This window comes from Verrucomicrobiia bacterium, assembly GCA_023953615.1.
Taxonomy (GTDB): Bacteria; Verrucomicrobiota; Verrucomicrobiia; order Limisphaerales; family JADLHS01; genus JADLHS01.
In genome coordinates this window covers 793,912-807,192 of the sequence record JAMLJH010000001.1, presented here as the reverse complement: position 1 = coordinate 807,192, position 13,281 = coordinate 793,912, and the positions used below count along the sequence as shown (strand labels likewise).

General features: G+C 59.5%; 13 protein-coding genes. 8 read left to right on the top strand and 5 right to left on the bottom strand.

Annotation, left to right across the window (positions count from 1 at the left end; all coding sequences use genetic code 11):
• Nucleotides 1–21: 21 nt before the first annotated feature.
• On the bottom strand, nucleotides 22–1,338 hold the full coding sequence (locus M9920_03140) for an efflux RND transporter periplasmic adaptor subunit (GenBank protein ID MCO5051281.1): 1,317 nt from the start codon (nucleotides 1,336–1,338) through the stop codon (nucleotides 22–24).
• Between the two features lie 237 nt (nucleotides 1,339–1,575).
• Here M9920_03140 and M9920_03135 point away from each other — a divergent pair, with 237 nt between their 5' ends.
• From M9920_03135 to M9920_03115, 5 genes are all read left to right on the top strand, one after another.
• Nucleotides 1,576–2,403, top strand: coding sequence for an ABC transporter ATP-binding protein (locus M9920_03135; protein MCO5051280.1), 828 nt, complete (start codon nucleotides 1,576–1,578; stop codon nucleotides 2,401–2,403).
• A 74-nt stretch (nucleotides 2,404–2,477) separates the two neighbouring features.
• A complete protein-coding gene (locus M9920_03130) occupies nucleotides 2,478–3,194 on the top strand; it encodes a MotA/TolQ/ExbB proton channel family protein (protein MCO5051279.1) in 717 nt (238 codons plus the stop codon).
• Complete coding sequence (locus tag M9920_03125) at nucleotides 3,191–3,610, top strand: biopolymer transporter ExbD (GenBank protein MCO5051278.1); 420 nt, start codon at nucleotides 3,191–3,193, stop codon at nucleotides 3,608–3,610. The genes M9920_03130 and M9920_03125 overlap by 4 nt, the downstream gene beginning before the upstream one ends.
• On the top strand, nucleotides 3,607–4,401 hold the full coding sequence (locus M9920_03120; GenBank protein MCO5051277.1) for a hypothetical protein: 795 nt from the start codon (nucleotides 3,607–3,609) through the stop codon (nucleotides 4,399–4,401). Before M9920_03125 ends, M9920_03120 begins: the two co-directional genes overlap by 4 nt.
• Nucleotides 4,398–4,622, top strand: coding sequence for a hypothetical protein (locus tag M9920_03115; protein ID MCO5051276.1), 225 nt, complete (start codon nucleotides 4,398–4,400; stop codon nucleotides 4,620–4,622). The genes M9920_03120 and M9920_03115 overlap by 4 nt, the downstream gene beginning before the upstream one ends.
• Nucleotides 4,623–4,724: 102 nt before the next feature.
• On the opposite strand, the gene M9920_03110 is transcribed toward M9920_03115, so the two are convergent.
• On the bottom strand, nucleotides 4,725–5,255 hold the full coding sequence (locus M9920_03110; GenBank protein ID MCO5051275.1) for a hypothetical protein: 531 nt from the start codon (nucleotides 5,253–5,255) through the stop codon (nucleotides 4,725–4,727).
• Between the two features lie 275 nt (nucleotides 5,256–5,530).
• On the opposite strand from M9920_03110, the gene M9920_03105 reads away from it, so the two are divergent.
• A complete protein-coding gene (locus tag M9920_03105; GenBank protein MCO5051274.1) occupies nucleotides 5,531–7,630 on the top strand; it encodes an SUMF1/EgtB/PvdO family nonheme iron enzyme in 2,100 nt (699 codons plus the stop codon).
• Between the two features lie 404 nt (nucleotides 7,631–8,034).
• Here M9920_03105 and M9920_03100 read toward each other — a convergent pair whose 3' ends face one another.
• The 3 genes from M9920_03100 to M9920_03090 all read right to left on the bottom strand — a co-directional run bounded on the left by M9920_03100 (nucleotide 8,035) and on the right by M9920_03090 (nucleotide 9,538).
• Nucleotides 8,035–8,589 (bottom strand): IS630 family transposase, encoded by a 555-nt coding sequence (locus M9920_03100; GenBank protein MCO5051273.1) that lies wholly within the window; start codon nucleotides 8,587–8,589, stop codon nucleotides 8,035–8,037.
• The gene (locus tag M9920_03095; protein MCO5051272.1) at nucleotides 8,546–9,094 is read right to left on the bottom strand and encodes a winged helix-turn-helix domain-containing protein; all 549 of its coding nucleotides are present in this window, start codon (nucleotides 9,092–9,094) and stop codon (nucleotides 8,546–8,548) included. The genes M9920_03100 and M9920_03095 overlap by 44 nt, the downstream gene beginning before the upstream one ends.
• A 168-nt stretch (nucleotides 9,095–9,262) precedes the next feature.
• On the bottom strand, nucleotides 9,263–9,538 hold the full coding sequence (locus M9920_03090; protein MCO5051271.1) for a hypothetical protein: 276 nt from the start codon (nucleotides 9,536–9,538) through the stop codon (nucleotides 9,263–9,265).
• Nucleotides 9,539–9,668: 130 nt separating this feature from the next.
• Here M9920_03090 and M9920_03085 point away from each other — a divergent pair, with 130 nt between their 5' ends.
• Together M9920_03085 and M9920_03080 are read left to right on the top strand one after the other, a co-directional pair.
• The gene (locus M9920_03085; GenBank protein MCO5051270.1) at nucleotides 9,669–10,952 is read left to right on the top strand and encodes a DUF3142 domain-containing protein; all 1,284 of its coding nucleotides are present in this window, start codon (nucleotides 9,669–9,671) and stop codon (nucleotides 10,950–10,952) included.
• Complete coding sequence (locus M9920_03080; GenBank protein ID MCO5051269.1) at nucleotides 10,933–13,248, top strand: hypothetical protein; 2,316 nt, start codon at nucleotides 10,933–10,935, stop codon at nucleotides 13,246–13,248. The genes M9920_03085 and M9920_03080 overlap by 20 nt, the downstream gene beginning before the upstream one ends.
• Nucleotides 13,249–13,281 lie beyond the last annotated feature (33 nt).

Here is a 13,281-nt window from a genome sequence, read left to right as displayed (position 1 = left end):
CATTGTGCCGGGCGTGTACCCTCATGGCTTTTCCTGGTCTGCCCCGGAGTCCGGTTTGCCGATGCGGATTTTCTTGCCGTCCTCCAGTTCGCGGTTGATGGCTTTGTAGCCCCCCGACACGATTTCCATGCCTTCCGTCAATCCCTCGGTGATTTCCCAATGATCCTCATCACTGATTCCGATTTTCACGGGCGCCATTTTCACATGATCCCCTTCCCGGACGAAAACCACCGAGATGGGCTTGGGAGGGTCCTTGGCTTTGCGCCCCGCTTTTGCGACGTCGGCAGGGTTATTCGTGCGGTCGGTTGCGGGATCGTGGCCACCCGCACCGTTGGCTTTATGATCCGATTCCTTTGGCAGCCGCGCGGCCACGCTGGCGATGGGCACGGTTAGAACGTTGGTGCGGTATCGGGTTTCGACGTAAGCGGTCACCGACATGCCCGGTCGGAAGGCTTCCTTGTCGTGGATGCGGATTTTCACCTCGAACTTGGTGGCTTCCTGGCTGGTGTTGCCCTGGGCACTGGTTTTCGATGAGTTGGCAATCTCGGAAACCTGTCCCAAAAACCGGTGGTCCTTGAACGCGTCCACCTCGAGTTGCGCCTTCTGTCCGGGGCGGAGCAGAACAATGTCCGTTTCGCCGATATCCACTCGCGCCTCCATGTCGTTGAGATCGGCCACGGTCATGATTTCCGTGCCCGCCATCATGGTGTTGCCTGCCACACGCTCGCCGACTTCGAGGTTCAACTTGCTGACCGTGCCGGCGATGGGCGAATCAATGATGGTTTTGGCCAGTTCCTCTTCGGCCCGCGCCAGCGACGCCTTGGCTACATCGGCCTGATGCTGGGCTGACTCGACCTGCGCCTGCGCAATCTCGAGCGCGGTCTTGAATTCAAGGAAGGTCGAATCCGAGATCAGTTGCGAGTGGAACAGGTCTTCGTTGCGTTGGGATTCCAATTCGGCCTTGGCGAGGTTGGCCTGCGCCAGTTTCAAACTGGAGAGGGACGATTGATACGCCGCCTCGGACGAGCGTTGTTGGGCCTGATAAACGTCGGGCTTGATCCGCACCAGCAAATCGCCCCGCTTGACGCTCTGACCTTCCTTGACCGCAAGCTCGATGATTTCGCCGCTGACTTCGGCGCTGATTTTTACCTGCACCACGGGTTGGATGCGACCGTTGGCCACCACGATTTCGGTCAAATTACGACGCGTAACCGGTTCGGTTTGCACGGTGATGACGGCTTCACGATTTTTGAGAACGGCGGTGATCACCAGCGCCGCCACGACCAAGATGACGAGGGTGAAGATAGTGATCTTGCGGCCTGGTTTTGCGTTTGGCATTGACTTTTTCTTTGCTTAAAAATCCGACCCGCGGGCGGAAAGCGCGAGGCTCTGATCCGGCTTGCGTCTGCCAATCGTTATCACTCTCCCGTTTGGAATCTCTTCGGGAACACCCATGCGCCGAATTGTACCCATCCGTCGAAAAAGTCCAAGCTGGATTGAGACGATGAGGTTGAGACGACAGGTGGTTCGCTCCGGGGTTGCTGAAATTGTCGTTTCGCCGCAGGATGAAGCGGGATGAGCCAAAACAATCCAGTGACCTCGAATCAAGCGTCCGCGCTGCCAATCCTGAAAGTGCAGCGACTGCGCGTGCGCCGGGGTCGCACCCCCATTTTACGCGAAATCAATTGGCAGGTGAACCGCTCCGAACATTGGGTGATCCTTGGTGCGAACGGTTCCGGCAAGACCTCTTTGCTCAGCGCGTTGACCGGTTATTTGATGCCCACCAGCGGGAACATTTCCGTGTTGGGCGAAACCTACGGAGAATCCGACTGGCGCGAATTGCGGAAGCGAGTGGGGTTGGTAAGTTCGGCGTTGCGGCAGAGGATGGCCGATGCCGAGCCGGCACTGGAGAGCGTGGTCAGCGGCAAATACGCCATGATAGATTTTTGGGGCCAACCGACTGCCGCCGATCGCCGGGCCGCGCGCCGTTGGCTGCGTCAAGTCGGGTGCGCGCATCTGGCGGATCGTTCCTGGGGAGTGCTGTCTCAAGGCGAACGCCAACGGATTCTCATTGCCCGCGCGCTGATGGCGCGGCCCGCGTTGTTGATTTTGGATGAGCCGTGCGCGGGATTGGACCCGGCGGCGCGCGAGCGTTTCCTGCAATTCTTGCAACGTCTGGGACGACAGCCGGATGCGCCAGCGTTGGTTTTGGTTACGCATCATGTGGACGAAATCATGCCGGTCTTTTCGCACATTTTGCTGTTGCGTCAGGGCCGGACTCTGGCTGCGGGCAAAAAGAAGGCGGTGCTGACCACCCCGGCTTTGACCGAGGTGTTTGATGCTCGGGTGCGGCTCACGCGCTACGCCGGGCGCTTTCACATGCGGGTGTTGTCGGCCCGCTGACCTCGCGGAATCATCCCTCAACACCAACCAACTTGGCACTTGGAAGTTCGCGGGCGACGCCCTATAAATCTGCCATGCCAAATTTCCTGGCCTATGGGGATTTAATGTCCGCGCTTCCGCTGCTCGCCAGCGCCACTGGTGCCGAATCGGTGGCGCAGCAAATGACCATGCCCAACCTGCTGGCCGATGGCGGGCCGATGTTGTGGGTGATTTTGTTTGCGGGCGCCGCGGGCCTGGTCGTTTTCATCGAACGCGCCCTGCATTGTCATCGTTCGCAAATCAATTCCGCCGAATTTCTGAATGGCGTCCGCACCGTTATCAAACGCGACAATCTGGTGGAAGCCATTTCCATCTGTGACGCCACGCCCGGTCCGGTGGCGCGGTTGGTGAAGACCGCCATTCTCAACCGCGACTTTGGCCGCGAGCGCGTCCGCGAATCGCTCGAGGAAACGGGCCTGAGCGAAGTGCCGCGCCTCGAAAAACACCTGGATCTGCTGGCAACCATCGCGCAGCTCGCCCCGTTGCTTGGGTTGCTGGGTACGGTCCTGGGCTTCATCAAGACTTTTGCCACGCTGCAAAGTCAGGCGCTTTACGCGAACAGCAATTTGATGGCGGCCGGTGTGGGGCAGGCTCTCATCTGCTGCGCGGCAGGGCTGGCGGTCGCGATTCCGATTCACGCCGGTTACAACTACCTGGTCAGCCGCGTCAACGCCATCGTCACGGACATGGAGCGAACCGCCAATGAGATCGTGAACATCGTCACGGAAAACGGCCACGACCAACTGCCATGAAATTTCCGCGGCGCCGACGTTTGTTGCGTAATCCGTTCGATGCAACGGCCTATGCCGCCGTGTTTTTTTTGCTGGTGATTTTTGTCTCGCTTAGCTCGCGACTTTATACGCCCGGCGTGAAAATCCACCTGCCCGCCGGCGCGGATTTGCCGGGCACGGACAAACCAACCGTCACCGTGGCCATGGATGCGGCGGGGCGTTACTATTTCCAGAATCAACTGATTGACACGGCGGCGCTGAAAAATTCCCTGCAACAAGCCACTCAACAAGCTTCCGAACCGCTGACGCTGGTCATTTTGACGGACGAAGCGGTGCGCTATAAAAATTTGCAGGAATTACAAATGCTGGCGCGGACGGCCGGGATCAACGACTCCCTCATCGCCACCACGCCGCAAACCGGCGCGACCTCGCCATGACTCCGTCCGCCACGGCCGCCAATGGCTTCCCCGAGCCGCCGGAAGTTACGGAGCCGTCGTGGTCGCGGCTGCGCTGGACGCTGGCTCTGGTGCTCGCTTTTGTCGGTCACGTCGCGTTGATTTATATCTTTGGCAGTCATCGGCCCATCGAACCGCGACCGGTCAAAAACGCGGTGCAGGCGGAGGTCGTGTGGACCCGCACCGAAATGATGGATTTGCAGGACCCCACGGTTTTTGCCGGGCCGCATCCGCATGGCTTTGCCGCCAGTACCTGGCTGGCGTTGCCGACGATACCCTTTCCTAATTTCCGCTGGACCGATACGCCGCGCTTCCTCGATCTGGCTTCGGAACAGTTGGGCAATTCCTTTTCGATTCAGCCCGCCGAACCACCACGGCCGTCGTCGTATCCATCCCTGAGTCCCGCGCCGAGCTTTGCGATTCTGCTTCCGCTGGCCCCGCCACCACCACCCACGCACAGCGCGGTTCGCATCACCGGAAGTTTGGCGGATTGGCCGCTTGCCGAACCGCTGCCGGTGCTGCCGGTGCGGAGCAGTCGCGAGGGGCTGACCAACTCCATCGTTCAAGTTGCCGTGGATGAAACGGGTCGGGTATTTTCCACCATACTTCTGCCGCCGGGCAGCGGTTCGACGGAAGCGGATCAACAAGCGCTCCGGATTGCCAACGGCGCGCGTTTTATTCCGCCGTCCGGTCAAACTTCCGTGGTGGTCGGCCACCTGGTTTTCCAGTGGCAGACCCGGATGCCGGACGATGCCAAAACGACGACTCCATGACCACGCCCGCCCTCATTTTCAGCTACGTGACGCTGCTGTTGGGTGGCTTGGTGGCCTTGACGGTCTATACGGAATTTCGCCGCCGCAAATTCCGACCGACCGTGCGTGAAGACCGCATTTTCCGCTGCGACAATTGCGGTTTGGTTTACACCGACGATCCCGATGTGGATCGTTCCCGTTGCGCCCAATGCGGCAAGCTGAACGAAGCCATTAAATTTTAGCGCCGGCCTCGAGGGCTTCCGTTGGAGCGAGGGCAACAGGATTTTTTCGAGGGGTGCGGATGATGCGGCTGCTGGGACTCGACCGGCCATTCCGGAGGTCTGCTAAAATTGATCTTCCTTGTCCTTGAACAGCACATTGAACGTGGTGAGCGAGCCGTAGCAGCGGGTGATGTAACCCTGTAGTTCCACCTTCTCCGCTTCAGACAATTTTTCGTGAGCGTTAAGCTTTTGCTCCAGTACGCGCAGTTGATTGCGGACCATGACGATTTTGTGAAAGAAGGTTTCCAGTTCGACTTCCTTGGTTTGCAAACCCGGATCGGCGGGATGCAACACCAGTTTGCCACGCTGCCAGCGTCCGGCGAGGGCGCCGGTAAAATCTTCGGGCTTTTCCAATCCCAGTTTGTCCGCCACCGCCGCCACCGTTTCCTGGATGAGCTGCGTCAACGGCAGGCTTAATCCGCTCAACTCCGCTTGGGGTTCGGCGCGTTCCAAACCGGCCGCCGCCGGCGCGATGGTACGCTTGCCGTCGGTGAACTGAATTTCCGCGGTGACTTCGGAAATGGATTTCACCGTGCCCACGCCGTATTGCGGGTGACGCACTTTCAACCCGATGTGCAACGCTTCAATATTCATGGGGTAACGCCTTCATTTTGGGGAAAATGTCACTTTTGTTGGTGCGGTGTCAAAACTCTTTCGCGCGGTTCGCAAATGACTCCACAAGTTCTTGAAACACAATTTTTCTGAATGGTCCGGCATTGAAAACTAACGGCGCGCGCGCCGGACTTTTGCAAAACACCGCTGGCTTGCGAGTCGGTTCAAAATTCGGTTCAGTTGATCTTATTGGTTTGCCAGTGATTGAATCGGTCGCCAAGCTGAGGGCCGACACGGAACGGACTCGAAAACTTACTTTGAAACCAACGCTTACTCACCATTCGCGCCGATGGCGCTACGCGACCTTTGCCTTCCTGTGGTGGTGCGGCGCGCTGGCTTCCATTGCTGCGCTGCCCGAGGGGCGAGACTTTACCAATTCCGTGGGCATGGCTTTTGTGCGCATCGAGCCGGGCCGGTTTGTTCGCGGCAACGACGCGAAATTGCCAGAAGAAATCCTGAAGGCACGAGGCCAGACCTGGGTGCCGCCATACGGCGATTACGACGAGCACCCGGCGCATCCGGTCACGATTTCAAAACCATTTTATCTGGGCATCCATGAAGTGACGAACGAAGAGTACGAACAGTTTGATCGTCGCCACGCCTACTTGCGCGGCAAAAACGGTTTCTCCATTGATCACAACGAAGCCGTGATCTTCGTCAGTTGGACCGAAGCGAAAGCTTATTGCGATTGGCTGTCGCAAAAGGAAGGTTTGCCCTATCGCCTGCCGACTGAAGCGGAGTGGGAATACGCCGGTCGCGCGGGCACGACCACGCCATTCTCCACCGGGGACACGTTGCCGGCGGAGTTTCTGAAAAACCCGGGCAACAGTTGGTACCCCGCGCCCAGCGCCAGCCGGGGTCGGGCCGAAGTTGTGCCCCTTCACGTTGGGCGCACGCCAGCCAATCCGTGGGGATTGTTCGACATGCACGGCAACGTCGAGGAATGGTGCGAGGATTGGTACGGCCCCTATCTGCCCGGTGAGCAAACCGACCCGCGCGGACGGAGCGACGGCGATTTCAAAGTCAGTCGCGGCGGCAGCCACAGCACCCCGGCTTACTATTTGCGTTCAGCCAACCGCCAAGGTTCACCGCCGGAGAGCCGCAGTTGGTACATCGGCTTTCGCGTTGCGTTGGGGGAAATGCCAAACACACCGCAGCCTCCGTCGGACGGCCCTGCGCTTTACCAACAAAACGTGCGCCAATCCACACCTCGTGCCGCGACGCGAAAAATTGATTCTCGAAAGCCGTATTTCAAAGGCCCTTCGGTCTATGTGAAAATTCCTCCCGGTTCGGAAGGTCCGCTCTTTTCGCAGCACAATCACGATCCGGACATTGCGCCGTGTCCCAACGGTGATTTGTTGGCAGTGTGGTACACCACGGCGGTGGAAGCAGGCCGCGAACTGGCGGTGGCCATCAGCCGTCTGCCTTACGGCAGCGACGAATGGCAGCCCGCCTCATCCTTCTGGGACGTGCCGGATCGCAATGACCATTGCCCGATGCTTTGGTTTGATGGGAAGAAGACACTCTATCATTTCAACAGTCTTTCCGCCGCCGCCACTTGGGGGCCATTGGCCATCACCATGCGCACTTCCACAGACAACGGCGTCTCGTGGTCGAAAGCGCGCATGATTATTCCCGAATACCACGCGCGACATCAGCTCATCTCGTCGGAATTTCGCAGTCGCGAAGGCTGGATGATTTTACCGTGCGACGCCTCGACTGAGGGACACGGCGGCGCCGCGTTGCAAATCAGCCAGGACGGCGGACAGACGTGGCTCGATCCCGGCGGCACGATTGCGGGGATTCATGCGGGTGTGACGCAACTGAAGGATGGCCGGTTGCTGGCCTTTGGGCGCGGCGACAACATTGACGACCGGATGCCGCAAAGCGTCTCTGCGGACATGGGGAAAACTTGGACGTACTCCGCGAGCCAATGGCCAACCATCGGCAGCGGCCAGCGGCTGGTGTTGATGCGTTTGAATGAAGGCCCGCTGCTGTTCGTTTCGTTCACGGACAACGCTAAGAATCTTGAAGCGCCGCGCGGCCTGCCATTCCAGGATGCCGCCGGAAAGGAGTTTATCGGTTACGGAATATTCGCTGCGCTCTCGTTCGACGAAGGTCAGACTTGGAGCGTCCGCAAGCTGTTGACGGCGGGGGCGACGCCGCGACAATTCGATGGCGGCGCGTGGACGCGTGGATTCACGATGGACGCCACGCACGCCGAACCGCGCGGTTACCTCGCGGCCACTCAGACGCGCGACGGCATCATCCATCTCATTTCAAGCGCGTTACACTATCAATTCAACGTGGCATGGCTGAAGGCGCCGCCGGAATCTGCCAGTGTTTCGCGTCCCTGATTGGAGCATTTGAAGTATTCCGATATCGTCATGCCCAGCCATCTCCGCAGAGAGGCAAGGGAATGATTGGCAGAGGAATGGAGATTGGGGGGCATCGCCGTCCGCGGTGGTAGTCGTTCGCGCCTCGCGGACGCCATTCAGTTCTGATAGGGCGCGTCACTCCGTGCGCGCCATCGGGTGATGCGGAACTGCGGCGTGCAGAGGACTGTCCGTCTTGCCAACCGGATGTTTTACGCGTTGGGGGCGCTGGCCTACAACCTGATGAAAGCGGTGCAACTGCTTTGCCTGCCGGACGAACGAGTCGGAGCACCTTCGCAGCCCTCGATCCCCAAAGGCTTCCTATTTTCATCCGGTTCCACACGTCGCCCGCGGGCCGCTCTCGCGTCCACTCAGACTGGCTCATACTATTTTGCATTCAATTTAACATTAATAATCCAAGGGAAGGCGGTGAGGGATTGGAGGCGGGTTGGGGCGGATTCGAGTTGGCGCAGGCGTTGGACCAGGGCCGACTCCACCGCGGCCATGGAATCATAGGTGTGATTGCCGAAGGGCTGGCGGCGCACTTCCCGCCAGACCAGTTCCTGCGGGTTGCATTGGGGACTGTAAGCGGGCAGCCAGTCCAAGGTGATGTTTTCGGGCACGACCAGGCTTTTGGCCCGATGCCAGCCCGCCCGATCCAGAAACATCAGGAGGTGTTCCCGGGGATGCCGCCGGGAAACCTCGGCCAGATAGAGTGACATGGCGGCGGTGTCGGCGCGGGGCGGAATCAGGCTGATGAGTTCGCCGTCCTGCGGACAGACGCTGCCAAACACATGGGGGTATTCGCGCACCCGATGCGTCGGCACTTCCGGGCGGCAACCCGGCGGCGCCCAGCAGCCGATGGGGCTGCTCATGCGCCCGAACCGGGCTTCGTCTTCAAACATCAGGCGCAAGGGCGCTTCCGGGTGTCCAGCCGCCACAGCGGTGACTTTGGCCTGAAGTTTTTTTAAAAGCCGCCCGGGCGCGCGGGTTGTCTTTGGGATGTTTGGGGCGGGGCGTCACCCGCCGCCACTGATGGCGGGCCAGCAGGCGATAAACCGTCGAGCCGGGGACGGCGTGGCCGACGGTCGTTTCGTAACGGGTTTTGATCCCCTCCGCCGTCACGAGTTTCCCGGCCCGGGCTGCTTGTTGCAACGGCGCCAGCACGTCCCGCTCCTGCGCCACGGTCAGGTTTTGATGGCGGCGTCCGCCTTTGGGCCGGCCTTTGGCCCCCGCCAGCCCGTGGCGCAAATAATCCGACCAGACCCGCCGGACATGACTGACGCTCAGGCCCACGGTCTGGGCAATCGTCTCGGTGGAGAGATTTGGCCGGGCGCGCAGCCAGAGGCATTGCAGCCGTTGAAAAGTGGAGGGGGTGGCGGCGGCCAACATGGCGCGACGGATCGCGCCAACTTCGGCGGCGGATATTTCGGTGCGCGGACGCATAATTTTCCGCCAACTTATATTAGTATTATATTGATTGCAAGTTAGTATAAGGATTCGGGAACCAGCCCTAAAACCATCTGGACAGCTTGGGAAAGCGGGCATACAGTCGCGGCATAGAGCCTAAGTCTGATGTTAGGCCACTCGAACCGTCACGATGCATTTCGTCGCTCATATTTCTGGTTGGCTCGGATTGGTTTGTTTTACTGCCGCCGTTGGATGGAGTTTGCTCTTGGTCTGCGATTTACTCAGACGATCTAGGATGCCCTCATTACGCAGCGTATTGTCCGTGTTGTCACTCGTTGGGGTTTCGATGTTCTGTCTCGGCAGCGTTCCGATTCTTAGTGAGATTTCCAAACACCAGACCAGCCAGCGTGGCGCGGTTGACGGAGTCATGTATTTTGTTTTCTTGATGGCAGCAGGTGTCGTTTTGCTTGGTTGTGTCACGATTGTTTGGTTGATTGCGCGAAGACGGAGAACATGAACATACGGCCTCCTGAAAAACCAGACCGGCTAACTTCCTGATACTCCACCGTGCGCTTGTCAGTCAGCGCGGCATTTTCCATCCTCCCGGCGCTTGCGGAAATCATACGTTGCCAGCTTGATCCTCCTGTTGCTCGCCGTCACCGGCGCGGCGGTTTGGTATGTCACCGTCTGGCGCGGGCCGCGCGCTCATGGGCCGCTGCCGGCCGAGGTCTATGTCTGGCAACGCGCTTGGACTCCGTCCGTGCGCACAGCTCTCACCGGTCACGCGACCAATTTCAACCAGATCGTCGGGCTGCGCGCGGAAATCGTCTGGCAAAAAAATCGGACGCCGCAACTCGCGAAGGCGCAGGTGAATTTCGCAACGCTCCGCTCGTTGACGGTTCCCGTTGGTCTGGCGCTGCGCATTGGGTCGTATCCCGGACCGTTCACCAACGACGCGGTTGGAAATTTCATCGCCGACACGGCCCGCTGGATTGTGGACGACGCGCGAACCAACGGACTGACGTTGAGCGAGCTGCAAATTGATTTTGATTGCGCCACCGCCAAACTTGATGGTTATCGGGTTTGGTTGGAGGCCATCCAGGAGCGCGTCGCCCCAACGCCGGTCACCATCACCGCGTTGCCAAGCTGGCTGCGTTCCCGCGCGTTTCAGCGATTGGCCGTTCACGCCACCAATTACGTGCTGCAAGTCCATTCGGTCACGCGACCGCAAAGCATTTCCGCGCCGTTTGCCTTGTGCGATCCGGCGATCGCCCGGCGCGCGGTGGAACGTGCCGGGCGCATTGGGGTGCCGTTCCGGGTGGCCCTGCCCACTTACGGTTACACACTGGCGTTTGACGCGACGGAAAAATTCATCGGGCTTTCGGCGGAAGGCCCGCGCCCGAACTGGCCTGCCGACGCGCGGTTGCGGGACGTCAACTCGGACCCGCTGGCAATGGCCGGATTGGTGCAGGATTGGACGGCCAACCGTCCGGCAGCGCTGCGCGGTTTGATCTGGTTCCGGTTGCCGATCAACGACGATAATTTTAACTGGCGCTGGCCAACGTTCAGTGCAATTCTCGACGGACGCCAGCCAGTGGAGCAGTTCAACAGTCGTGCGCAACGGGTGCAAACCAATTTGGTGGAGCTTGCGCTGATGAACGACGGGGAACTGGATGTTCAGGCGCCCTTGACGATCACCGCGCGTTGGACTGGAGCGCGCTTGATCGCGGGTGATGCGCAACGCGGTTTTGCGCTGGCCGAGCGTCGGCCGACCACCGCAACCTTTGTTTCCAGAGGCCAACCGACCCGGTTGCGTGCCGGCGAGCAATTGACTCTGGGGTGGCTGCGGTTTGATCAGGATTGTGAGGTGCATTGTGAAGTTTCCAAAAGGTAATTTAGTGAATGTGATTCGCGCCCGACGCCCCGGCGGATGGTTGCGGGTTGCGCTGGGGCTGGGACTGCTGAGTGGCGGACTGCTGGCGGCCCGGGCGTGCATCTCGGTCTTCACCTCGGATTTATTGGGCGGCGGCGACGCGCGTTTGCTGGCGGCGCCGGATGCCAGCTTCCGAAGCGAGCTGGAGGCGATGCAACTGCCGCCGGGAAAATTTACCTATCTGCCGCCACCGGACTTGAATTATACCGGGCAAAGGCTCGAGGCGGAAGTGGCCGAACTCACGGCAGCGTTGCGCAAAGCCAAAGTGCCGGATGCCGACGCCGTTCTCATCGTGGTTGCCTACCGAAAGCAACGGGAGGAGTTCGACAACTATACGCGCCGGGCGGGAGCGTGGCGGGAACAACAGTCTGCCGACGGTTACGGTTTTCGAGCTTCGATTACGCTGACCAATGTGCCGGAATTGCCGGAACTTCCCGCCATCCCCGGACTGCCCGACGAGTTTGCCGATTACTTTACCGGCGCCATCGCCTGGCAACTGTTGACGCCGGATACCAACACCGCGCGACAGGCTTGGGGGCACTTACTTGAACGGCCCGCAGCGGAACGGAAATTCAAATCCACCTGGGCCGCCTACATGCTGGGCAAATCGTGGGAAGCGGAAGACCCGGAGCAGGCGGTTTCATTTTATCGTCAAACTCGGGAATTGGCGCGACGCGGTTTTTCCGATCGCACCGGTCTGGCGGCGGCTTCGTTGGGACGCGAAGCCTTGGTGGAATTGCGGCGGCACCATTACGCCGCGGCGCTGAGTTTGTATCTGGATCAATATGCGAGCGGTAATGATTCGGGTGTCGAATCGTTGCGGACCGCCGCCGCGGCCGCGTTTAGTGATCCCGAGACGGATTTGGTTGAGCTGGCCAAATCCCCACGTTTGCGCGCGGTGATGACCACTTATTTGATCTCAAGCACCGTGAGCTGGTACGATCCCGAGCCCCGAGCTGAAACGACTACCGCCGCAAAGCGTTGGTTGAAGGCAATCGAAGCCGTGCGGATCACGGAAGTCAAAGATGCCGAACGGCTGGCTTTGGCCGCTTACCAAAGCGGCGAGTACGAAATAGCCGCCGGCTGGGCCAAGCGCGCGGGAAGTTCGACCGTGGGACAGTGGCTGCAAGCCAAACTGTTGCTGCGCGAGGGGCGAGTGGCGCCAGCCGCCAAAATTTTATCACGGCTCTCGCACCAATTACCGCTTTCCTCCAGAAATCGGACCAACCATACGGACCTGCTCGACTCGTTGATCGTGCCGGTGCGTAACGGGCTGGCACAAGTGCATGGCGATTGGGCGACGCTGGCATTGACCCAGGGTGATTACACGGAAGCATTGGATACGCTGTTTCGCTGCGGTTTCTGGGAAGACGCCGCCTACGTCGCCGAACGCGTGTTCACCACGGATGAACTGAAAAATTACGTGGATCAAAACTGGCCTGAAAGCGGCACGACCAATGCAAACGTGTCAGAAGCCGAAGCGACCGATAGGCTCGATTACTTTGGCTGGTATAGTCCCAAACCCGATCCGAGTAAATTACGTTACCTGTTGGCCCGGCGGCTGACACGGGAATCACGCGGTCGCGAGGCGACGCCTTACTTTCCGGTCGTCTGGCAAAAACCATTGGCAGCCTTGCTGACCGCATTGGATGGTGCGGCCAATTCCACGGCCCCGGCCACGGTGCGCGCGCAACACTTCTACACCGCGGCTTGGCTGGCCCGCACCAACGGCATCGAACTGCTCGGCACGGAGTTGGCTCCCGACTGGTTTATTAATGATGGGCAGTTCGATTCCGGTCTGACCTGGCAGCTTCGCGCCATCAACAATCAGACGGCCATTGCCAATATCGCTTCGGAGGATGAATTGAACCGCGCCGCGCAACATCGCACTGATCCGGACGAGCGTTTTCATTACCGCTACCAGGCGGCGCTGCTGGCTTGGGAAGCGGCCAAACTTCTGCCGGATAACACCGATGAAACCGCGCGCATTCTCTGCACGGCCGGCAGTTGGTTGAAGGATCGTGATCCCGACACGGCGGACCTGTTTTACAAGACGCTGGTGCGGCGTTGTCGGAAAACCGCCATTGGTGCGCAAGCGGATGAGATGCGCTGGTTTCCGGTGTTGGATGAGAACGGCAATCCGAAACCGTACGTGCGCCAACCGAAAACAACCGAACCAGAACCCGTTCTGGAGGAAATGACCGAACCCATCGGAGAGGAATTCGATCCATCGATTGAAGTACTTCCAAGCAATTGAATCGAGTGCTCTTCCCGCAGTTTGAAGTGACAC

Coding starts and splice junctions, on each gene's coding strand:
- M9920_03140 (MCO5051281.1), bottom strand. CDS start 1,338: ATGCCAAACGCAAAACCAGGCCGCAAGATCACTATCTTCACCCTCGTC.
- M9920_03135 (MCO5051280.1), top strand. CDS start 1,576: ATGAGCCAAAACAATCCAGTGACCTCGAATCAAGCGTCCGCGCTGCCA.
- M9920_03130 (MCO5051279.1), top strand. CDS start 2,478: ATGCCAAATTTCCTGGCCTATGGGGATTTAATGTCCGCGCTTCCGCTG.
- M9920_03125 (MCO5051278.1), top strand. CDS start 3,191: ATGAAATTTCCGCGGCGCCGACGTTTGTTGCGTAATCCGTTCGATGCA.
- M9920_03120 (MCO5051277.1), top strand. CDS start 3,607: ATGACTCCGTCCGCCACGGCCGCCAATGGCTTCCCCGAGCCGCCGGAA.
- M9920_03115 (MCO5051276.1), top strand. CDS start 4,398: ATGACCACGCCCGCCCTCATTTTCAGCTACGTGACGCTGCTGTTGGGT.
- M9920_03110 (MCO5051275.1), bottom strand. CDS start 5,255: ATGAATATTGAAGCGTTGCACATCGGGTTGAAAGTGCGTCACCCGCAA.
- M9920_03095 (MCO5051272.1), bottom strand. CDS start 9,094: ATGCGTCCGCGCACCGAAATATCCGCCGCCGAAGTTGGCGCGATCCGT.